Genomic DNA, 21,571 nt, shown 5'->3' with positions numbered 1-21,571 from the left:
GCTCCAATCAGGCAAGACGGTTTAGGACAGGACCCAGCTGTTGAATCGCTCGATGACCGCGGCCTGATTGTCGAGCCAGAATTTCGCATCGATCTTAAGGCCGACCTTGATGTTGTCCGGATAGGTCGGACAATTCTTGGCGATTTCCGGCTTGACGAAATTGAAGGCCTCCGGCTGCGTCAGCCCGGCCGGGAAGTACTCCGTCAGCGCTGCCTGGCGCTTCGGGTCGGAGGCGAACTTGATGAACTCGCGACATGCATCCGCGTTCGGCGTGCCGGCGAGGATGGACCAGTTGTCGCCGCCCCAGATGCCCTGGTTCCAGACGATCTCGACCGGCGCGCCGGCCGCCTGGGCCGCCTGCGGACGGGACACCCAGGTCGGCAACAGGTCGATCTCGCCCGAGGTCAGCATCTGCTCGACCTGCGCTCCGCTCGTCCACCATACCGCGACCGATGGCTTGATCTTGTCGAGCGAGGCGAACGCCTTGTCGAGGTCGCAAGGGTAGACCTGCGCCGACGGCGTGCCCGCCCCCATCAGCGCCTCCTCGATCGTGTCGAAGGGGTGCTTGCGGACGGCGCGGCGGCCCGGAAATTCGTTCACGTTCCAGAAGTCGGCCCAGGATTGCGGCGCCTTGCGGCCCTTGAAGGCATCGGTGCGATAGGCGAGCACCGTGGTGTAGACGTTGGTGCCGACGCCATAGGGCGACATGAATTCGGCGGGAATCGACTTGATGACCGGCTCGGCCTCGAGGCCATGCTTCTCAAGATATTGCTTGCTGCCGGTGGTCAGCAGCAGGATCGCGGGCCAGCTGATCTTGGCCATGTCCCAGGTGTAGTTCTTGGTGTCGACCATGGTTTTGATCTGGGCGACCGGCTCGGCATTGGCCTGCACGCCGACGACCTCGATTCCCGTCGCCTCGGTGAAGGGACGGTAGAACACCGCGCCGTAGGCCTTGGTGTAGATGCCGCCATCGTCGCGCACCACGATGCGCTTGCCCGCGGCGCGGGACGGAGACCAGACGGCGGGCGCGGCCAGTGCGACGGCGCCAAGCAGCAGAAGGCGGCGGGAGGTGATGATCTTCGGAAGATGGTTCATGTCAGTCCCCTCTTTGCAATGTTGCGATGGATGGCGAGGCACCTGGTGATGGCGGCAGGACGCGGCCGGGATTGAACAGGCCCTTCGGATCGAACGCCTGCTTCACCGCGCACATCAAAGCGAGCTCTGGCTGAGGCTTGTAGCGGCTCATCTCGCCGGTCAGCGTCCGACCGACCCCGTGCTCAGCACTGAAGGTGCCTCGCAGCGAGCTTGCCGCGTCGTTCATGGCGCGGCGGATGTGCTGCGCGATGGCGTCGCGATCCGGCAGAGCGTCCCATTGCGCAAAGCTGAAAAACGGAATGAAGTGGACGTTGCCGTCGCCGAGATGGCCGACGATCACGAACCGAACATCGGCCACGATGGCGCGTACCGACGCCATCGCTAGGTCGATGAACGCGGGCACCGCTGAGACCGGCACCGCGCAATCCGACGTGAGGCCAACGCCCGCCTTCTTGTTGGCCTCGGACACGCTGTGCCGCAACAGCCACATCGCCTTGCGCTGCGCCTCGCTCGCGGCGATGACGCCGTCACGGATCATGCCGGCCGCAAGCGCCTGCTCGAGCACGCCTTGCATGGCCGCAGCCAACGCCCCGGCATCACCGGTGTCGGAGAGCTCGACCAGCACGTGCCAGGTATCGATCTGGGCGAGCGGACAGCGACGGCCCGGCACCTGTTCAAGCACGAGCCGAACCTGTTCCGCATTCATCATCTCGAAGGCGGAAAGGCGCGAATTCGACGTCGCCTGGAACAGGCCGAGCACGTCGAGCGCCCGCTGCGGATTCTCGACCGCGAGCCACGCAACGGCTTCCGCCGTCGGCAGCGGATGCAGCTTCAGCACCGCCCCGGTAACGATGCCGAGCGTGCCTTCCGAGCCGATGAAGAGATGCTTGAGGTCGTAGCCCGTGTTGTTCTTGCGCAAAGCGTAGAGCCCGTCCCAGACCGAGCCGTCCGGCATCACGACTTCGAGGCCGAGCACGTTCTCTCGCGTGTTGCCGTAGCGCAGCACGCCGGTGCCCCCGGCATTGGTCGCGATGTTGCCGCCAATCTGGCAGGAGCCCTCGGCGCCAAGGCTGACGGGATAGAGCCGCCCTTCGGCCGCGGCCGCTTCCCGAATGGTGGCGAGCACGCAGCCGGCATCGACGACCATGGTATTATTGGCCGGATCGATCGCGCGGATCCTCCGCATGCGCGTCAATAGGACGATGACCGGACGCTCGCCTTGATCGGACGGCGTTGCGCCGCCGCACAGGCTGGTGTTGCCGCCCTGCGGCAGCACCGGTACGCCGCTCTCGACACAGAGGCGAACGACTGCGGCGACCTGCTCGGTTGTCGAGGGCAGCACTGCGCAAAGTGCCGGCGCCCGATAGCGGCCGCGCCAATCCTCGGTGAATGCGGCAAGATCCTCCTCGCGCGTCAGCACCGCCGCGTCGCCGAGCAACCGCTTGAATGCCTCGATCAGAGCCATCGAACCTGCCTCCCGGGCGGGCCGACAGTGGCCCCGGTCGCGGACTGCAAATAATCGCATTCCGATTATTTCAATTGCAGTATGGTAACTATGAATTTCGCGAGACGGCGAGTCAAGCAACTCCTACGGAGCCAAGAGAGAGCAGGTCTGAAGATTTCATCGCTTGCGCAGCGGTCTCCGGCCCGAGAGTACTTCTCAAGTCCTGGCGCCAGTCCCACTATCGACAGCTGGGCTTGCTTCGTTCATCAACGGGATACACTCTTGAAGCGCAAGCTGCTGCCGTCAGCAGTGCAAATCGTGGAAATTTGAAGCTTGGCGTGCAAAATCGTACAGTTGGTGGCGGGGCCCGCTACCCCCCTTCCCCACTCCAAGCAGTGCCGCCGGCAAAGTTGGCTTCGCCGAACATCGACCACGGCTCGCAGCGGCAGCCTGCGCAGGCCGCGCCGATCGGCATCGAGGCGGCATACGCGTTCATGGCGTTGCCCATTCCGAACGGCGCTTCCCTCGGGCGACCCCGCTGGGCGCCTTCCACTTCTCCTCGCCGGATTCCGTCTACGCAACGGAGGGCGTGAGTATCAGCGCAGAAGGTCTCTGGGCCATTGTCGTCGCCTTCGTCATCGTCGCATCGTTGCCGCGGTCATTACGCGGCGCAGACGTGACGCCTCCGGTGTTCTCGTTTGCCGGGAAGGAGTCATGCAGTGAAGGCAGCCATGAAGCTCCCGACCTGTGCAGCTCCAACCCGCCTCAAACCAACAAGTGTGAAGCTGTTCACGCCCGCCGCATCTCTCCTCGCCTACAATAGGAACGTCTCCGTCCCGGACGCTCTCCGGGAATGGACGAGTCGGAGCTGGCGAAGCTGGAGGCGCGGCCATGAAGCGCCACGCAATGAGCAAGTATTTCGGTAAGGGCGCCGGCCACGTTCTGCGCCAGCACAACAGCGCCGTGCTGCTGTTCAGCTGGCGCGGCAGGCCCGATGGATCGGCCCGCTATGTCGAGCGCGTCAACCGCTACTCTCGCGCTGGCGTGGACATATTTCCGCCTTGCCGCCCTGCTCGGGGCCGTCGAGGCCGAGTATGCTCAGCAAACCCGTAAGGGACCCGTGGGAGTTTACCGGTCTTCACCGGCCGTGGCTCTGCCCGTAGGCGTCGGTGGCTGAGAGACCGATCGCGCTCCCACCTGCACAACCAGGGAGCGCTACCCTGGCCGAGCATCCCCATTTTTGCACCACGCGCGAATTCGAGCTCGCCGAGCAGAGCGCGATTATGCGGGAGGCGGCGGCCCGAGCGGCCAAAGTTCTCAAGCAGTCGGCTCCTGATAAATTCCTCGGCCGCAAGACGCATGAGCCATTCCCGATAACTAATGATGAAGCCGAGCGGTGGGTCGATTCTCCCGGGTTGCAGCCGCCAAAATGTGTGTCCAGGGAACGCCGCTGACTTCAATCAAGCCGCGGTCCGGGATGACTGCCGGTGCTGCGATGGCAGTGTCATACGGCAGCCAAGTGCTCGCGCCCGTGCGGCGCGGTGAAGTCAAGCAGAGGCCCGACGGGTACGATCCCCGTCGGATTGATCGAGCGGTGGCTCTCGTAATAGTGCCGCCGGATATGCTCGAAATTCACGGTCGCGGCGATGCCGGGCCATTGGTACATGTCGCGCGTATAGGCCGACAGGTTGGGATAATCGGCAATGCGGCGGATGTTGCACTTGAAATGCCCGACATAGACCGCGTCGAAGCGGATCAGCGTGGTGAACAGGCGGATGTCGGCTTCGGTCAGGCTGTCGCCGAACAGAAACCTGCGGTCGGCAAGCCGTTGCTCGAGCCAGTCGAGCGTATCGAACAGCGGGACGACGGCTTCCTCATACGCTTCCTGGGTCGTCGCGAAGCCGGCCTTGTAGACGCCGTTGTTCAGCGTGTCGTAGATGCGGGCGTTGACCGCGTCGATATTGGGGCGTAGCGCTTGCGAGTAATAGTCGCCGAATTTCGCGCCGATCGCGTCGAATGCCGAATTCAGCATCCGGATGATTTCCGAGGATTCGTTGCTGACGATCGTGCGCCCATGCTTGTCCCAGAGCACGGGAACGGTCACGCGGCCAGTGTAGCACGGGTCGGCTGCGCTGTAGATCTGATGTAGAAACCGCGCATGGCAGACGCTGTCGGGGACGACGCCCGGGCCGTCCCCGAAGGTCCAGCCGTTCTCGAACATCAGCCAGTGCGCCACCGAGACGGAAATCATGTCCTCGAGGCCTTTGAGCGCGCGCATGATCAGCGTGCGATGGGCCCACGGGCAGGCGAGACTGACGTAGAGATGGTAGCGGCCGGCTTCGGCCTTGAAGCCGGCCGCCCCGCTCGGGCCGGCGCTGCCGTCGGCCGTGATCCAGTTGCGAAAGGCTGCATCCTTGCGCACGAAGCGCCCACGCGTCGACGCGGTGTCGTACCAGACGTCGCGCCATTGACCTTCGACCAGCAGTCCCATTTCAGCCTCCTCGTTGCCCTGTGTGTTGGCGTCCCGCTCAGGTGCGGGTGATGGAAAGGCCGCCGTCGATCAACGACGCGGTACCCGTGACAAAGGTGGAGTCGTCGGATGCCAGATAGAGGACCGACCGCGCGACTTCCTCCGGCCGCCCGACGCGCTTCAGGGCGTGAAGATTGGTGATGAACGCCGTCTTGTCGGGGGTGTCGTTCATCTCACGATACATGTCGGTGTCGACCGCGCCCGGCAGGATCGCGTTGACCCTGACATTCTGCGGGCCGAACTCGGCGGCCAGTGTCTGCGTCAGTCCGATCAGGCCCGACTTGCTTGCGGCATAGGCGGCGACGCCGGGAAATGAGGAAGTGTGGCCGACAAAGGTCGAGGTGAAGATCACCGATCCGCCGCCATGCTTGACCATCTCGGCGATCTGATGCTTGGCGCCGAGGAACGAGCCGGTGAGATTGATGGCGATGGCATCGTTCCAGCCGGCCTCGGAAACGCCTGTCGAGGGCCCGCCTTCGCCGAGCGTGCCGGCATTGTTGAAGGCGATGTCGAGCCTGCCGAATGTCTTGACGGCCAGCGCGACGAGGGCCTGGGCATAGGCTTCGGAGCGCACGTCACCGGCGAGTGCCACGGCCGTACCGCCGCTCGCCTTGATTTCGTCCACGAGGCTCGCAAGTTCGGATTCTCGCCGTGCGCCGACGACGATCTTGGCACCTTCAGCTGCGAAGAGCTTGGCGGTCGCGCGGCCGATGCCGGAGCTGGCGCCCGTGACAATGGCGACCTTGTTCTGAAGGCGCCCTGTTTGCTGCTGTGTCATGTACGTTTTTCCCGTTTGCGGCTGCGCCAATCGCGGCCTCATGGATCATAGGTAAACTCGACACATAATTGAAAGAAGACACAGAAATTGGTTATATCATTCAGTTTTTATGAATGATGCGAGGCGAGACATGGACCGGTTGCGGGCTTTCGCAGTTTTCGCCGCTGTCGTAGGCCAAGGCAGCTTCACCCGTGCCGCGGACAAGCTCGACACCTCGCCGGCGAATGTCACCCGGTACGTCAACGAACTGGAGGAGATGCTCGGCGCCCGCCTGCTCCACCGCACGTCGAGGCGCCTGTCGCTGACCGAAACCGGAAAGATGTTGCACGACCGGGCGCTCGCCATCCTCGAGGACGTGGCCGAAGCCGAAGCAATCGCGTCCACCGCCACGATGCAGCCGCGCGGACGGCTACGGGTCAACGCGCCGTTGAGTTTCGGCATTCGCCATCTGGCGCCGCTCTGGCCGCGCTTTTGCGCGCTCTATCCGGATATCGAGCTGGATGTCAGCCTGGTCGACCGGGTCGTCGATCTCGTCGAGGAGGGGTATGATCTGGCCGTCCGCATCTCGCGCGGCGGATCGCCGGCCCTTGTCGGTCGCAAGCTCGCGACCACGCGCCACCTGATCTGCGCTTCCCCCGACTACGTCGCGCGCCACGGCGCGCCGCTGAGCCCCGAGGACCTCAAGGATCATGGCTGCATTGCCTATGTCTATTCGGAGTCAGTTGACGAGTGGCGGTTGCTGGACAGTGCAGGCAACGAGCATTCCGTCGCCGTGCGCCACGTCATGCGCACCAACAATGGTGATACTGCCCGCGCAGCGGCGCTGGCCGGACTTGGCATTGTCCGGCAGCCGACCTTCCTGATCGGCGAGGATTTGCGGCGGAAACGGCTGGTGCCCCTGTTGACCGGCTACCGCATGCCTGAAACCGACGTGCTGGCGGTCTATCCCAGCCGCCGCCACCTCAGCGCCAAGGTGCGCGTGATGGTGGATTTTCTGGCCGAGGCGTTTCGCGGCACGCCGCCATGGGACTAGGGACCGTGCGGCGCGCGAGCTGCATCGGGAAGGTGACGGTTTATGTCCCTCGCTGCATCAACCGGCACGTTCATGCTGTCGCTGCCTGCAGTCAACGCCACCAATAAGAGTGAGTCGCTAGCGTTGTACGCGCGGCCCTGTCACGCCGGCAGTCACGGCGACCTTTCCGCCTGACCGGGCAGCGGAGGCCACGAGTTTCCTGCAAGATCGCGATGCAATGCTCGTGGTGGCGATGTAAGATTTCAGCAACGAGCGGTACCGGGAGGAATCCATGAGCAACCCCTATGCGCTGGAAGGGCTGGACCGTTTGCAGGTCGGTCATATCAGGCATTTCGACAATCTCTCCCGTCAACTGCCCAATCAATGGGAATTGATGAAAGGCAAGGGGTACGGGCAGGAGGATTTCGGCGGCTTCCGCTTCCAACTTGCCTACATGGCCTTTGCCCTGGCGCTGACCCATAAGCACCGACTGCCGGCGGCGCCCGGTCTGTTCAAGCCGATCTTCGAGCGGCTGATCGAAAAGATTCTTTTGCCGGAAGTGTGGATATATTGGCGCGACGTTAGCCGCGGTGGGAGCATTTTCAATGCCCATCTCTCGGCCAATTATCGGGAGGAATGGAATCCGGTCGGCCACGACAACATCATGTACAGCGCCTACGTACAATCGATGGCGCTATTGTATAATTATCTCTTTGGCGACAATCGCTACGCGCAGCCCGGCGCGCTGACTTTCCGTTTCTGGTCTTATTTCTGGGGAGGCGACGAGAAACGCTTCGCGTACGACCAGAATTCGCTGAACAATCACATCTACTGGCAGATGGTTCAGTCTGGCTACCTCGGCGTCGCCTGCGAGCCGAACTGCGTATTTCAGATCTGCAATCAGCCCGCCATTCTCGGCTTCCGCATGCATGATCTGATCAACGGCGGATCGATCGCCGAGGAGGTGACGCGGAGCTATGAGCAGGCGTGGAAGGATTTCGGCCGCATCGGCGACAACGGCCACTATCACATCATGATGGCCCAGGACACCAAGGCGGTGCGTCAGAATGTCGGCAAAGCGCCGTGGGTTGATGCGTGGACGGGTGCCTTGCTCAACATGTGGAACCGCGAATTTGTCCATGAGCATTATCCGAGGCAGATCCGCGACTTTCTGAAACCCGGCGACGATGGCGCGCTTTCGATCAATGTGCCGGTACGGCCGGAAGTCATGGGTCAGCGTATCATCACCGACGATTGCGATTTCGGTTGGGTTACTGCATGGGCGTCGGAAATGGGAGATGCCGAAACGCTACGCGGCCTGCTGGCGCACGCCGATCGCTACATGGCTCCGACCTGGCTCGACGGTGGATTGTACTATCTACGTAACGATATGGTCGAGAACGCAGACGGGATCCGGACGTTGGTCGAACCGATGTCTGGAAACGTGCTGTTGGGGTACGCTCGGCTCAATATCCCGGACGGGCTTTGGCATCTGTATAATGAGCGCTGGGAGTCGACGCACTTTGAAGAGCCGGCCATTGTCGCTGTCGGATCGGATGTCGACATCAGCCGTGCGATATTTGATTCAAAGAACAACAGGCTAAACTTTGCCGTCGAACGCCGGCGCGATATTCGCGGTAGCGGTATAGTGCGGATCGCAAAGGCGCTGGCTCGCGGTCCGTGGTCGCTGGCCTGTGATGGGGTGGAAATCGCACACGGCTCGGCAACCGACGTGAATATTGCGGGAGCCGTTCGAATTGAAATCGAAGGTGGCGACGTCGTGCTTCATTGTCCGGAGGCTTTTGCACATTTGTGCGCAATGAGTTTTGGACTCGGCGAAGAGAACTTCAGATGACAAGCGTCGAAATTTCGCCGCTGACGCCGATCGGCGGCTCGTTTCGCCTGATTGACCACGACGGTCGCAACGTTTCTGACGAAACGTATCGCGGGCACTATGTTCTGATCTTTTTCGGTTTCACCCACTGCCGCGTGGTGTGTCCCCGTGCGCTTGCGAAACTGTCCGCCGTGCTGGATTCGCTTGGTCCACTCGCCGACCGAATTCGACCGATCTATGTCACTGTCGATCCGGAACGCGACACGCCGGACGCCATGCGATCATTCCTGCAGTTGTATCCCCGCTTTACCGGGCTGACCGGCTCGCGCGAGCAGGTTGATCGTGCCAAGAAAGCATTCCGTGTCTTTGCGCAAAGAGATCCCGCCGCGGACGGCGAGTACGCGGTTCCGCACACCGCGATAACCTATGTTATGGATCCCCGCGGCCGTTTCGTTTGTCACTTCACAGATGCGCTTTCTGCGGAAGAAATTGCTGTCCGCCTAGAACTGCTTTTAGAAGCCAATAGCTCGTCTTGCGAAGCCCGTTCAGTCAAGACAACTTGACCCGCCTCTCCTTTTTGCCGGAGGCGCGCTGCGTAGGCGCGGCACAATCTGTTGAGATCACGAGCCGAGTTCAGGCCTTGAGCAATGGAGGATGTGTCAGGACCACACGTCTATATTTTGGCATTCGGTGAAACACGCCGAAACTAAGAAAACCCTTCAAAACAAGTGCTTTTCGACTACCCTGATGCGGGCTGTTTCAGCGGACTTCACCAAAACAAGGGCCCGGCCCTAAGCCTTTCAGCGTCCGCACGACAACTGAAAGCCCCAAAGCCGAGCCCTATGGTCCCAAGCCTTAGGAGCCGAAACCACATGGATACTACCACTGTCCCCTCCCCCGCCGGCAAGCGGGGCCGGAACAGCAGCGTCATCCTGACCGACCGCCTGTGTGAAAAAAGGGTCGCCAGGCGAACCAAGCTCTACGACCGCAAGTGTCCTGGCCTGTACGTCAGCATCACCACGGCCGGCGTCGCGACCTTCTCCTTCAAGTTCACCGACAAGCAGACCGGCAAGCAGCGCACCGGCTGGCTGGGCGTCTACAATCCGGAGACCTTCACGGTCGAGGACGCCGGCAGCAAAGTCTACGGCCTCAAGGCCATGGGCGGCGACGCGCTCGCCGAGACCTTCCGCAACCAGAAGACGGCGAAGGTGAAACGCGGCAAGACCGTCGCCGAGATCATTGACGAACGCATCAGCTGGATGAAGCCGCCGGTCAAGAAACCGGACGGCGAGATGCGCCCCCGGCTGGAAAGCTGGGAGAACACGGCCAGCCACCTCGACCGTTTCGTCCGCCCCCGCCTCGGCAGTAAGCTGGCGATGGAGGTCACCAAGCACGACATCGCGACACTCTCGAACGACATCGTCGCAGGCAAGTTCGGCAAGGCCTCCGTCAGCAACGCGCGCCATATGCGCAAGGCAGCCTCGGGCCTGTTCAACTGGGCAGCCGAGGCCGGCCGCGACTATGTGACGGCCAGCCCCTGCGTCAATCTGCCCAAACTCGACCCCGAGCATCCCCGCACCCGCGTCCTCTCCGAGGACGAGATCAGGATCTTCTGGCATGGTCTGGACCGGGAAGATCTCCCCTATGACCGCCGGACGCGGCTGGCGCTCAAGTTCGAGCTGGTCACCATGCTGCGCTCACGTGAACTGCTCAGCGCACATCGGGATGAGCTGTTCGACCTCGACGGCAAGCATCCGCGCTTCGACGTTCCTCTCAAGCGTGTCAAGAAGCGGCGGGTGATCCAGCAGCCGTTGTCCGATCTGGCCGTCGAGATCATCAAGGAGGCACTCACCTCGGATGATCAGCAGTTTGTGTTCGAGAGCTCGATGTATAAGGGCCAGCCAATCCACCGCAAGGCGATGGCGCGACGCGCTGCGTGGCACCAAGAACGAGAAGAACAAGGACAAGACGAAAACTGCGGGTCTCTGCGAGCTACTTGGTCTCAAGCCGTTCACGCCGCATGATCTGCGCCGGACGGCCGCGACATTGGCCGGTGACCTCGGCTTCGATGACGCAGCTATCGTAAAATGCCTTGACCATGCTGTCAGCAAGAAGGGGGACGTGATCGTGCCGACTGTCACCGGCAAGGTCTACAATCATTCCAAGCGGATGAAGGAAAAGCGCGCGGTGCTAAATGGCGTAACGGCGGAGCTGCGGCGGATTATCAGTGAGGCTACCGGCAAAGCCGTAGAGGTGAAAGTACGGCTGGCGGCGTGATCCAGCGCAAATCCGCAACAGTTTCGAACTTAAGCAGCCCGGCCAGCACCTCGCCGGCGGGGCCTTTTCGCGGCGCAACACGGTTGCAAAGTTCTGGCAAATAGCGCTTCATAGGTCCATGATCTTGCCCTGACCCTCGGCGAGGGAGGCTTGGCCATGCGTCACCCAAGTCAGCTACTCCAAAGCGAGAAGGCCTATACCGCTGGCGTGATCGGGCTCGGGTTGCTCCCTCTGGCGATGGCTCTCGCGGCGGTCCTCGTGCCTTGACCGACGTGCTGCAACGACCATTGGCGTTGCGGGCTCCGATACTCAGCCCGCGCGAGAAGAGGCTGTTGCGGTGCTTCGCTCAGAGCAGGTGGGCTGGGCCAATCCGATCGCAGATTGTTCGGGTTATTCCGATCGAATAAGTCCTGCCTAATAAGGCCGCTCAGGCGAGGATCAATTGCGGGTTCAATTCTGCGAAGCTCATGGCTTCGTGTGACTAGGACCCCGGATCTTACGACGCAATTAGCAGGATAACCCGCGTATTGGGCACTCCCCGTTTTAGTGCTTGAAACCATATTGGCCTGCCCGCGTGGTGCCGCCCAAAGGTGCGCCGAACGTGTTGCTGATCATGACCGACAACCAAGGCTATGGAGTTTCGGGCACGTTTGATCAGATGATCGGCCACATAATGGGTTTCAGGATTTCCTTCAGCGGCAAACTCGACAAGGTCACCGTAAAAGTCGGGCCGGAGCAGCTCACCAGCGACGAGCATCAGGTCACGCCGTGTGAGGATGTTCGCAGTTTTTGAGCCTTGGTACCAACTCGGACACAAATGCGCTGCGCAGAGTCGCTTACGCAAGCCGTGATCTTCATGGTTGGAACTCGGAGACCGACATAAGGTTTACTTTTGGCGCATCATCGCGCTGCGCTGACGGACGCGCGCTGCATTGGAGGCGCCGCATGAAAGTCATCGTTGATGAAACGGGCGAAGTCATCGCCATAGCAACGGATGATCATATTCTGCTCGGGGGCCACCATCGCCTGGCGGTGGCGGGCAGCATGGGCAAAAGATTGTTCTGGAGAGATACCGGCGAACCTGTGAAGCTTGATCTCTTCTTCAAGCACCATCCGCAGGGAAATTCCCGTTCAGCCTGAGCCGTTCGCCCTACTACCCTTTGAGTGGGTGAAGAACGCGAAGCATCCGACATATCGGCGCGTGCAGGATCAGTTCTGATTTGTAGCGCTCTCGCTAAAGGTCAGGCATTCGCCCCTTTTTCCCGTCAGCTACTGTGCTGAAATACCGCTCTCTAGCGCTGGGGAAGTAAGATGAGGCATGACCGGATCGTAACGGTCGCTATCATTGCGATCGGCGCCCTCAACACGGTGCTCGCGGCAATAGCGCTTCTGTCCCTTTGAGCGTCTGCTGAAGTGTGCACCGCAAGGTCGGACATGGTGCAGCGTGGTCAGCGGCTGCTGGCCGTGCGAGCGAGGCTAGCGTCACGTCGCCCACAAGAGAACCCACTTGGGTACGACCGCCCGGCCCGGCTCACCCGGAGTAATCGCCTCCAAGCTAACATGCCGACCAACGATTGCTGCTAGTCGAAGCTGATCCCGCCGCCAACCGAAGATGATCCCTACGAGTACGAAGCCTACCGGCGGTGCGCGGTCAAGGAGCAGAGCAAGTAAGCCCTGCCGTCGAAGGATCAGCGCAATTTTCGCCTGCGGCGTGTTTGCTTGCGGCTGAGCCGTTTGGCGTTGGCCGCCACCTTCTTTCGATACTGCGCAACAATCTTGTCTGCGGATGCTCCAGCCATCAGGCTTATACCGGCCTTCGCCGCCGCAAACATTTTTTCACTCACCATCCGATGGGCTTCACGTTGAGCGGCTTTGCCGCCGCGCATCAGCTTCGCCATCCGTAGGCCGATCACGCGGTTGCTTTCCAGCCCGAGCATCATCCAGTTCCACATGTGGCGATATTCCTAGCCAAGCAATAGCTCTTCTCGTTTCCGGGCATAGACGGCTCCCTGTTCGTGCCGACGCCTCCGGCAGAGCCTCAGCCGGTGATTGGCAACTCATAAACCTTTTGTTGAAGGGTTCCCAATTGAATTGGAAGCCAACGGCTTCACGTACGCAGCGGCTGCTTTGCGCGATCAGTTCTCTACGCTCGCGCATGCCCTCAAGGCTTTGGACAAAAGCGAGCAACGCACGCTCAGCAATGATGGTGTCCCGTCCCGCCACCCGGAGTTTGTCGATCTCGACGATCTGCAGCATGACAGCCATTTCTGCCCGAGCGATACGACTGTTCGCCTCTCGCAGGTCCATGCGCAGCAACCCTTGTGACCTAGGGCTCCAACGATCTGGCAACTGCGACGTTCCCCATAGAAGGGCGTTCGGGCCTGTGTCTGGGGCGTGGAAGAGATCAGCGCGGCACGGGCCGATCAACCCTCCAGATTTTGCGTTCTCTCCGGCAGGCAAGTTCAAGCCGGCGCCCAACACATTCTTGTGCCGCCCACGAGCAGTCCTAAGGCACCCATCTCGCAGCTCGGCTGGGATCGGCAGCGCGTGCTCTCCTATGTCGAGCGAAAGTGATGGCCGGCGTGGGTCGACTGCCCCCCGCCCCGCGCGAGGCGCGCCAGGGCCCATCAATTGCAAAGGTACTTTGGGAAAGCCGAGGCGGCGCGGGATCGCCGGGACCGCCCCGTTCGGATGTATTTGGCCCGGGTAATTCTCCGCTTTGTTTGCGACCGGAATTCCTATGAACGGCGGTTGAATGCTCTGTTCAGGGGCGGAACATCACGGTTACGCTATCTCAAGTTATTGCCGTATGTTCGTGGCGCGCCGAAAATGTTCCGGCGGAGGCGGGTCCCAGATGGAAATACTCAGGCGGTCGATCGATCAACTCAGCGCCCCGATTTGCTCGGAGTGTAATGTTGCGATGTCATGGTCGCGGTCGATGCTTCGCGCGGCAGAAAAGACAATCGAGCACGTATTCACTTGTGACCATTGTGGTCGCGTCGGCGAAGTCATTACTCTCATGAAATCAGAAGCGAAGTAGTGCGACCGCCTGTTGTATTAACCTCGTGTGCGCTTCCTGCAGTGCAAGGGTGGGTCTTGGCTAGCTGAGTTCACGCCCATATCGACCCGGTCGGTTCGCCTGGCCTATGCCCTCATAGGCTCGCACCTGTTCCTCCGCACTGCGTTGCGCCTTGAACCTCTCCCAAGCCACCTTGAACCGGCCCTTGGCCTCGTCGAGCGTCTGGGCATCACCCAACGGGGGGCCGTGGCAGCGGCACGGTGACGTATCGGGGGGCGCGCGCTCGTGGGCCAGCCTGATGCGGCCGATTGGCCGACCGTCTTCGCGGACGGAGTAGTCAGCTGGCGCGATCAGGCGCAATGTGAGCATTCAGAAACATGCTGGCCAGTGTCTAGCAACGTTTCGCGCAAGGGTTTGTTTCTATCACTATCACCCGCCAAGAGTTTGCCAGTAGGCGGTGGCTGAGAGACCGATTGCGCTCCCGCCTTTAGCGGAGGAGCCAAAATGGAATCGGTCCCGCTAACTTCAACATTTAGAGGAAGCTGAGCATCACCTGTTGCGTGGCGAGCAGAACGTCTTCGAGCAAGAGCAGGCTGACACTTCGGCTCGGTCTTCCTTGATGGAGATGGCGGGACTTTTCCTCAGGGCGCACAGATTTGAATCGCATTGCTGCAATCAAGCTTAACCTCGACTTAAGGGCTGCAACTGATTGCGTCGGTGTACGTAAAGCAGGATCATTCCGAAAGGCTTATGGACGCTGTTGCGAGGAGGAACTGCCAATGACCCTGCAGGACGCTTTGGCGGTCTACCTGTATGTTTGGATGAGCGACAAATCTCTCGACGACAAGCACGAGCGGGTGGTCGACGCAGCGGTGAAAGTTATCGAGCAACAGGCGCGGAAGGCACTCACCGCTCATTCGCAAAGCGACGAAACTCCATAGCGCAGCGCGGATGGTCGCCACGCTCTCGGGATGCTGAATGCGCGGGAAGCCGAGGCGGCTCCGACGCACATGCCTAGCCAGCCCGGCAGCGGCGGAGCCGTTCCGTTCTTGGTGCGTCCGCGTATCGCCCCCGGCGAGCGTTTCCGCAAACGCGCGCCATCGTCACCGCGACATCGCGGCAAGCACCAGCCCCTGACGACTGATAGGCACGAGAAAAGCCCCAGCGGGCGAGTGTTAACGACGCTTAGCGCATCGTCTCGACCGTCGCGACGTGTTCACGGATGAGCCTCGCGACATCCGACGCATGAGTCGCGGGCATGAAATGACTGGCCCCTGGAACGGTCACCAGTGACGATCTGGAGACTACGTTAGTCAGCACCTCGGCGACGCGCTTAACGACTGGGTGGCCGCGCTCCCCTCGCACGAAGAGGCTTGGCGCAGTGATGCCCGCATAGGCGGCAAGCGGCGCATCGAAATCCCACGCCGACGACCAGTCGAGAAGGTTCGTCGGCGTAGTGGCAACAATGTAGTCCTGGGTCCGGGCCGGGAAACTATCAAAGCTGCCGTCGCCGCCGTAGAAGTCGATGATGCTCCGCGCAGCCAGCAGCTTTCCGTCGTCACACGCGCGGACATAAGAGTCGGCCACCGCGCGCGCTTGTTCATACAGCTCAAGATCGCCGGAGTGGCGAAGCAGATTGAACGGGGTCGCCTCGATCAAGGTCATGCTTGCGACCTTGGTCCGGTCACGGAGGACGGTCGCCAAGCATACCGTGGCACCCCACGAATGCCCCACAAGGTGGACGGCGCTGTTGGTGCGCTGGATGACCGCCTCGATGACGTCGATCTCCCGTTCAATCGAAAGGTCGTCCGGTGTCCGGCTCTCATCGGTGTCGCCATAGCCGAGCAGGCTCGTTGTCACCGCCCGAAAGCGATCTCCTAACGGGGCGATCACGCCGCGCCACAGTGCTCCCGTACTCCATGAGCCGGGCACGAAAAGAATTGTCGGCCCCGATCCTTGCTCCCGGTAGTCGATCCGCCTTGCAGGATATTCGACCATGGCTGCCCCGGCTCGTGGGCGTGTCCGTATCCATAACATTACCACGAGCCTCGCGTGATGGGAGGACTGTCGCGCGGCAGGAAGGCCGCACAGCGCGCCGTCTAGTGGGATCTCTAAAACGTTCGACGACGGCCAGTCGGCGAATGCTTCCGGCATCAACGTCTGCGCCGATAAGACGCTCAACTTGACCCATTGACACAGGCGCTCTTCTCGCGCTCCGCATCAGCAACAGCACGACGCTGGCAGACGGCAGGCGCAAGGCCACAGGAAGCCCGCACAGCGCAACCGGACGACGGGTGACGGGATCGGGCCGCGCCAGCGCCATGTGAAACTAGGGCCTATTAGGGCCCAGCAGGTCGGCCCGGGCCTTTCGCTCGTCCGACAAGAACAGAAAAATCCCTTTATTTTCAATCGTTTTCGGGCTTTTTCAGCCGAAAATATCGCTGGCGGAAAGGACTACACGTTTCGCAGGCTCGCGGTCGATCCTCGGACAACGAGTTCCGAGCGGAGCACGACGTGCCGGCGCTCAGACGAGCCGCTCTTGATTGCATCGAGGAGCAACTTGGCGGCTATGCGGCCCATTTCCCTGTGCTCGATCCGCACCGTGGTGAGCGGCGGCGAGACCACGTCCATCAGCGGCATGTCGTTGTGACCGACGATCGAGACATTTTCCGGGCAGTGCAGTCGCCGCTGCTTCAGCGCATCGAGGACGCCGAGGGCGAGCAGATCGTTGGCGGCTACAACTGCGGTGATGTCGCGCGTGGAATTGAGCAGATGCGTCGCCGCTTGCGCACCTTCCTCGCGGCCGTAGGCGGAGGCCTCGCGGATCAGACCGCTCAATCCATGCGATGACATCGCGCGCTCGAATCCGTCGCGCCGTAGCGCGCCGGTCGATGTGGACGGCGGCCCGGCGACATGTGCGATGTGCCTGTGTGCAAGACCAACAAGATGGTCGACCGCAAGGCGCATGCCCATCTCGTCGTCAGAGACCACCGAAGAGACTCGATCGCGCGCTTCAGAGCGGTTGACCAGGATGACTGGAAGGCCGCGCTCGATGCAGAAGCCGACCAATTCATCATCCTGCGAAACCGTTGCGAGGATCAGACCATCAACGCGCTGGCTGAGCAGCCTCTCGACAAAAGAGATTTGTTGCGACGATGCGTTGCCGGCATCGGCAACGATCGGTGCATAGCCTTGCGCAGACAGGACCTCCGCGATGCCGCCGAGGATCGGCGCGAACACCGGGTTGGCAATATCGGGCAGCAGCACTCCAACCAGATCGGACCGGCCCAGGCGCAGGTTCGCGGCCAAACGGTTAGGCTGGTAGCCGAGAGCCTCCGCCCGCGAAGCAATCCGCTTCGCCAAGTCATCGGCGACGAGATGCCGCTTCTTAGGATCAAGCGCGCGCGACACCGTGGACGGGTGCACCCCGGTCGCATCGGCGATCTGCTTGATGGTAGCGACAGGTCGATTCACTGAGCGATTTTCAACATTTAGCCAGCTCTTGCAAATGACGATAGCGCCCTACTTGACGGATTGCAATCGATTGCAATATGTATGCAATCGATTGCAAGAAATAAATGTAGGAGTGAGGCGATGGAGACAGGGATAATCGCGACGCTCGAGGACGTGACGCCCAACGTGCTCAAGGCGATGTCGGCTGCGGACAACCCGAGGCTCCGCACGGTCATGGAGGCGTTCGTCCGGCACATGCACGCCTTCGCCCGCGAGGTGAAGCTGACCGAGGCGGAATACGATCTCGGCGTCGACTTCCTCAACCGGATCGGACAGGCCACCCACGACAGCCACAACGAGGGCATCCTGTTTGCCGACGCGATCGGCTTTTCGACGCTCGTCTGCCTCCTCAACAACGGAAATGCCGGCGCCACCGAGACCGCCGCGGCGCTGCTCGGCCCGTTCTGGCGCGCCAACTCGCCGCGGACCGCGAACGGCGGATCAATCGTCCGCTCGACGACACCCGGCCCCGAACTGTTCGTGAGCTGCGAGGTCGTGGATGTCGCAGGCGAGCCCGTCGCGGGCGCCGACATCGACGTCTGGCAATCCTCCCCGGTCGGCCTCTACGAGAACCAGGACGACACGCAGACGGACATGAATTTGCGCGGCAAGTTCACGACCGATGAAGCAGGCCGATTCTCGTTCCGCTCCGTAAAGCCGGCCGGCTATCCGGTCCCGACCGACGGCCCCGTCGGCGATCTCCTGCGTGCCCAGAACAGGCATCCCTACCGTCCGGCGCACATCCACTTCCTCGGCTTCAAGCCCGGCTACAAGACCCTCATCACGCAGGTCTTCGTCGATGACGACGAGCATCTCGAAAGCGACGTGGTGTTCGGCGTCACTCGCGCGCTGGTCGGCGACTATCGCCGCCATGACGCGGGCGAGCGTCCCGCACCTCGCGTCGAGGCGCCCTGGTACACGCTGAACTACCGCTTCGTCATGGAGGCCGGCGAGGCGATCCTTCCCAAACCACCGATCAAGTGAGAGAAATCATGAACCAGTCCATGGACGGCAAGGTCGTCCTCGTCGTCGGCGGCGGCGGCAGCATCGGCGCCGTGTCCGCCCGAAAATTTGCCGAGCTTGGCGCCCGCATCGCGATCAGTCATCGCGATGTTCCGGAGGAAGCCGCGGCGGCCGCGAAGGTGGTGCAAACCCTGCCCGGAGAAGGCCACGCGGCGCTGATCGCCGACGTGTCGCGGACCGATACCTTGAAGCTACTGCGCGCCGAGATCGAACGCCTTTTCGGCCGGCTCGACGTTCTCGTCAATGCCGCCGGCTTCACCAAGCCGGTACCACATGCCGATCTGGATGCGCTGGACGACGAGCTGATCGACCGAATGTTTGCGGTCAACTGGCGCGGACAGTTCGCGACCATCCGCACGTTCGCCCCGCTGCTCAAGGCTTCCGGAGACGGGCTGATCGTCTCGATCTCGTCCATTGCCGGCACTAACGGGATCGGCTCGTCGATCGCCTATTGCGCGGCCAAGGCCGGCATCGACGTGATGACCAAGTCGCTGGCCCGCGTGCTCGCACCCGAGGTGCGCGTGCTCGCCGTCGCTCCCGGCGTGGTCGACACCAGCTTCGTTCCGGGGCGCGGCGCCGACTTCAACGCCAAGACCGCAGCGACCACCCCGCTGAAGCGGATCGGCACGGCCGAGGACATTGCCTCAGCGATCGTCGCCTGCGCCACGCAGCTCCGCTTCGCCACCGGCACCACCTTCGTGGTGGACGGCGGCCGCTCGCTCTGAGGAACAACCCATGCGAACTCCACGCGACAAGGTCATCATCACCTGCGCCGTGACCGGCAATCTCACGACGCCCGAACAGACGCCGCATCTGCCGATCACGCCGCAACAGATCGCCGATGCCTGCCTCGGCGCCGCGGATGCGGGCGCTGCCATCGTCCATATCCACGCGCGCGATCCCCTGACCGGGCGCCCGTCGATGCTGCTCGACCACTATGTCGACGTCGTGCAGCGCATCCGCGGGCGCAATCCGGAGCTCATCCTCAACATCACGACCGGTCCGGGCGGCCGCTTCGTGCCGTCGCAGGATGATCCGAAGGTGGCCGCCGAGGGAACGACCCTGATGGTGCCGGAGAAACGGGTCGAGCACATCGTCGCATTGCGACCCGACATCTGCACTTTGGATCTCAACACCATGAATTCCGGCCGGGAGGTCGTGATCAATACGCCCGGCAACGTCCGTCGCATGGCGAAAGTAATCAGCGAGGCCGGTGTCAAGCCGGAGATCGAGTTGTTCGATTCCGGCGACATCGCGCTGATGCATGATCTCATCGCCGACGGCATGCTGAGCGGGCCGGTGCTGTGCTCCTTCGTCATGGGCGTGCGCTACGGCTTCCAGCCCTCTCCCGAGACCGTGCTCTACGCGCGCAATTTGCTGCCCGAAGGCACCGAGTTCACCGCCATCGGCATCGGCAAGGCCGCGTTCACGACAGTGGCACAGTCCTATCTCGCCGGCGGCCATGTGCGGGTCGGCCTCGAGGACTCCGTCTATCTCTCCCGCGGTCGGCTCGCCGTTTCCAATGCCGCGATGGTCGCCAAGGCGCGCCGAATTGTCGAGGACCTCGGCGGCACGATCGCGACCGTCGAGGAGGCACGCCGCATCGTGGGCCTGCCGCCTTCAGCCAAAAGCGCAGCATAGGAGCGGCCCGTGTCCGTCATGACCAGAGCGAAAGCGAACCTCGTCGTCGAAGCCACCAGCGTGCGGCTCAACACCAAGGCCGCCGACACCGCGTCGATCGAACCCGTCGTCGAACGGCAATCACTGTCCCGGCAAGCAAACGAGGTCATCGTCGCCATCGACGCCGCGGGCGTCAATCCATCCGACGTGAAGGCCGCCACCGGCCTGATGCCCTACGCGCTGTTTCCGCGGACGCCGGGCCGCGACTTCGCCGGACGGGTGATCGACGGTCCGAGCGAATGGGTCGGCAAGTCCGTATTCGGCACCTCCGGCGATCTCGGCATCCGCCGCGACGGCACGCACGCGTCGCATCTGGTCGTCGAAACCGCCGCGCTGGTCGAAAAGCCCGCCGGCATCTCGATGGACGAAGCCGCCGGGCTGGGCGTGCCGTTCGTGACGGCCATCGAAGGCTTCCGCCGGTCCGGCCGACCGAAGCCCGGCGAGCATGTCCTCGTGATGGGCGTCAACGGCAAGGTGGGGCAGGCAGCGGTGCAGCTTGCGACCTGGCGAGGCGCCAAGGTGATCGGCGTGGTGCGCAAGGACGAGGCCTATGAAGGCCACGCCAACGCTCCCGTCGAGATCGTCAACTCGGCCACGACCGACGTCGCAAAACGGGTCCGCGAGCTGACCGACGGCAAGGGCGCCGATATCGTCTTCAACACGGTCGGTGATCCCTATTTCGACGACGCCCACCATTCCCTTGCGAAGGACGGACGGCAGATCCTGATCGCGGCCGTCCACAAGATCGTGCAATTGAACATCCTGGAGTTCTACCGGGGCCGGCACACCTATGTCGGGATCGACACCCTCGCCTTCTCCTCGGTCGAGAGCGCCGACGTCCTGCGCAGCGTGCTGTCCGGCTTCGCCGACGGCTCTCTTCGCCCGTTCCCGATCACGGGCAACGCCATCTATTCCCTGGCCGACGCGAAGGCGGCCTACGCCGCGGTGATCGGATCGTCACGCGACCGCATCGTGCTTCGTCCGGGGACTTGATCATGCATGTCGTTCGCTTCGCCGACGCGCCGGAATATACCGCCCCGGGCCATCACGAGATGGCGATGGTCCGCCTGCAAGGCAGAGAGGCCGGCCCCTCCTCCGACCTCTGGATCGGCGTGTCGGTGATCGCCCCGGGCGGCGGGACGACCTTGTCCTCATCGCCGCAGGAGAAGATGTACGTCGCGCCTGACGGGACGCTCCACGTCTCGAACGGCGAGACCGAAATCACGCTGGGCAAGTGGGACTCCTGCCGCATCGCCGGCGGCGAGAACCGCCGGCTGACCAACAGGACGGACGCACCGGTGGCCGTGCTCTTGGTGATGCCGCTCACGGCCGATGAGCGTCAGCGGGGTCTGTAATCAACATTCAA

General features: G+C 62.3%; 21 protein-coding genes. 14 read left to right on the top strand and 7 right to left on the bottom strand.

The window, feature by feature from the left end:
- Positions 1 to 21: 21 nt before the first annotated feature.
- The 4 genes from ACRQ5Q_RS41285 to ACRQ5Q_RS41270 all read right to left on the bottom strand — a co-directional run bounded on the left by ACRQ5Q_RS41285 (position 22) and on the right by ACRQ5Q_RS41270 (position 5,847).
- Positions 22 to 1,095, bottom strand: coding sequence for an ABC transporter substrate-binding protein (locus ACRQ5Q_RS41285; RefSeq protein ID WP_439400052.1), 1,074 nt, complete (start codon positions 1,093 to 1,095; stop codon positions 22 to 24).
- Between the two features lies 1 nt (position 1,096).
- A complete protein-coding gene (locus tag ACRQ5Q_RS41280) occupies positions 1,097 to 2,560 on the bottom strand; it encodes an FAD-binding oxidoreductase (RefSeq protein WP_439400051.1) in 1,464 nt (487 codons plus the stop codon).
- Between the two features lie 1,483 nt (positions 2,561 to 4,043).
- On the bottom strand, positions 4,044 to 5,030 hold the full coding sequence (locus ACRQ5Q_RS41275; protein WP_439400050.1) for a glutathione S-transferase family protein: 987 nt from the start codon (positions 5,028 to 5,030) through the stop codon (positions 4,044 to 4,046).
- Between the two features lie 37 nt (positions 5,031 to 5,067).
- Positions 5,068 to 5,847 (bottom strand): SDR family oxidoreductase, encoded by a 780-nt coding sequence (locus tag ACRQ5Q_RS41270; protein ID WP_439400049.1) that lies wholly within the window; start codon positions 5,845 to 5,847, stop codon positions 5,068 to 5,070.
- 130 nt (positions 5,848 to 5,977) lie between these two features.
- On the opposite strand from ACRQ5Q_RS41270, the gene ACRQ5Q_RS41265 reads away from it, so the two are divergent.
- From ACRQ5Q_RS41265 to ACRQ5Q_RS41235, 7 genes are all read left to right on the top strand, one after another.
- Positions 5,978 to 6,880, top strand: coding sequence for a LysR family transcriptional regulator (locus ACRQ5Q_RS41265; RefSeq protein ID WP_439400048.1), 903 nt, complete (start codon positions 5,978 to 5,980; stop codon positions 6,878 to 6,880).
- A 271-nt stretch (positions 6,881 to 7,151) separates the two neighbouring features.
- A complete protein-coding gene (locus tag ACRQ5Q_RS41260) occupies positions 7,152 to 8,714 on the top strand; it encodes a hypothetical protein (protein ID WP_439400047.1) in 1,563 nt (520 codons plus the stop codon).
- Positions 8,711 to 9,256, top strand: a complete 546-nt coding sequence (locus ACRQ5Q_RS41255) for an SCO family protein (protein ID WP_439400046.1) — start codon at positions 8,711 to 8,713, stop codon at positions 9,254 to 9,256. Before ACRQ5Q_RS41260 ends, ACRQ5Q_RS41255 begins: the two co-directional genes overlap by 4 nt.
- A 309-nt stretch (positions 9,257 to 9,565) precedes the next feature.
- Entirely contained in the window at positions 9,566 to 10,717 is a 1,152-nt protein-coding gene (locus ACRQ5Q_RS41250; protein ID WP_439400045.1) for a tyrosine-type recombinase/integrase, read from the top strand.
- Between the two features lie 22 nt (positions 10,718 to 10,739).
- Complete coding sequence (locus ACRQ5Q_RS41245; protein WP_439400044.1) at positions 10,740 to 10,970, top strand: hypothetical protein; 231 nt, start codon at positions 10,740 to 10,742, stop codon at positions 10,968 to 10,970.
- A gap of 601 nt (positions 10,971 to 11,571) precedes the next feature.
- Complete coding sequence (locus ACRQ5Q_RS41240; RefSeq protein WP_439400540.1) at positions 11,572 to 11,763, top strand: hypothetical protein; 192 nt, start codon at positions 11,572 to 11,574, stop codon at positions 11,761 to 11,763.
- A gap of 152 nt (positions 11,764 to 11,915) precedes the next feature.
- Positions 11,916 to 12,110, top strand: a complete 195-nt coding sequence (locus tag ACRQ5Q_RS41235; protein ID WP_439400043.1) for a hypothetical protein — start codon at positions 11,916 to 11,918, stop codon at positions 12,108 to 12,110.
- A 548-nt stretch (positions 12,111 to 12,658) separates the two neighbouring features.
- Here ACRQ5Q_RS41235 and ACRQ5Q_RS41230 read toward each other — a convergent pair.
- Positions 12,659 to 12,922 (bottom strand): hypothetical protein, encoded by a 264-nt coding sequence (locus ACRQ5Q_RS41230; protein ID WP_439400042.1) that lies wholly within the window; start codon positions 12,920 to 12,922, stop codon positions 12,659 to 12,661.
- 97 nt (positions 12,923 to 13,019) lie between these two features.
- On the opposite strand from ACRQ5Q_RS41230, the gene ACRQ5Q_RS41225 reads away from it, so the two are divergent.
- Together ACRQ5Q_RS41225 and ACRQ5Q_RS41220 are read left to right on the top strand one after the other, a co-directional pair.
- Positions 13,020 to 13,295, top strand: a complete 276-nt coding sequence (locus tag ACRQ5Q_RS41225) for a hypothetical protein (protein WP_439400041.1) — start codon at positions 13,020 to 13,022, stop codon at positions 13,293 to 13,295.
- A gap of 1,473 nt (positions 13,296 to 14,768) precedes the next feature.
- Complete coding sequence (locus tag ACRQ5Q_RS41220; RefSeq protein ID WP_439400040.1) at positions 14,769 to 14,930, top strand: hypothetical protein; 162 nt, start codon at positions 14,769 to 14,771, stop codon at positions 14,928 to 14,930.
- A 244-nt stretch (positions 14,931 to 15,174) separates the two neighbouring features.
- On the opposite strand, the gene ACRQ5Q_RS41215 is transcribed toward ACRQ5Q_RS41220, so the two are convergent.
- Positions 15,175 to 15,987: an alpha/beta fold hydrolase gene (locus ACRQ5Q_RS41215; RefSeq protein WP_439400039.1), complete on the bottom strand. Its 813-nt coding sequence runs from the start codon at positions 15,985 to 15,987 to the stop codon at positions 15,175 to 15,177.
- A gap of 456 nt (positions 15,988 to 16,443) precedes the next feature.
- Positions 16,444 to 17,463, bottom strand: coding sequence for a LacI family DNA-binding transcriptional regulator (locus tag ACRQ5Q_RS41210; RefSeq protein WP_439400038.1), 1,020 nt, complete (start codon positions 17,461 to 17,463; stop codon positions 16,444 to 16,446).
- A 120-nt stretch (positions 17,464 to 17,583) separates the two neighbouring features.
- Between ACRQ5Q_RS41210 and ACRQ5Q_RS41205 the strand changes: the two genes are divergently transcribed.
- The 5 genes from ACRQ5Q_RS41205 to ACRQ5Q_RS41185 are packed head-to-tail and all read left to right on the top strand — an operon-like array spanning position 17,584 to position 21,560.
- Positions 17,584 to 18,486 (top strand): dioxygenase, encoded by a 903-nt coding sequence (locus ACRQ5Q_RS41205; RefSeq protein WP_439400037.1) that lies wholly within the window; start codon positions 17,584 to 17,586, stop codon positions 18,484 to 18,486.
- An 8-nt stretch (positions 18,487 to 18,494) separates the two neighbouring features.
- Positions 18,495 to 19,250: an SDR family NAD(P)-dependent oxidoreductase gene (locus tag ACRQ5Q_RS41200; protein ID WP_439400036.1), complete on the top strand. Its 756-nt coding sequence runs from the start codon at positions 18,495 to 18,497 to the stop codon at positions 19,248 to 19,250.
- A gap of 10 nt (positions 19,251 to 19,260) precedes the next feature.
- On the top strand, positions 19,261 to 20,166 hold the full coding sequence (locus tag ACRQ5Q_RS41195; RefSeq protein WP_439400035.1) for a 3-keto-5-aminohexanoate cleavage protein: 906 nt from the start codon (positions 19,261 to 19,263) through the stop codon (positions 20,164 to 20,166).
- Between the two features lie 18 nt (positions 20,167 to 20,184).
- On the top strand, positions 20,185 to 21,198 hold the full coding sequence (locus ACRQ5Q_RS41190) for a quinone oxidoreductase family protein (protein WP_439400034.1): 1,014 nt from the start codon (positions 20,185 to 20,187) through the stop codon (positions 21,196 to 21,198).
- A 2-nt stretch (positions 21,199 to 21,200) separates the two neighbouring features.
- Entirely contained in the window at positions 21,201 to 21,560 is a 360-nt protein-coding gene (locus ACRQ5Q_RS41185; protein ID WP_439400033.1) for a cupin domain-containing protein, read from the top strand.
- Positions 21,561 to 21,571: the final 11 nt, after the last annotated feature.

This window comes from Bradyrhizobium sp. PMVTL-01 (assembly GCF_051861855.1).
GTDB lineage: Bacteria > Pseudomonadota > Alphaproteobacteria > Rhizobiales > Xanthobacteraceae > Bradyrhizobium.
Note: the sequence above shows the minus strand (reverse complement) of the source record. Positions and strands in the feature narration are given on the sequence as shown.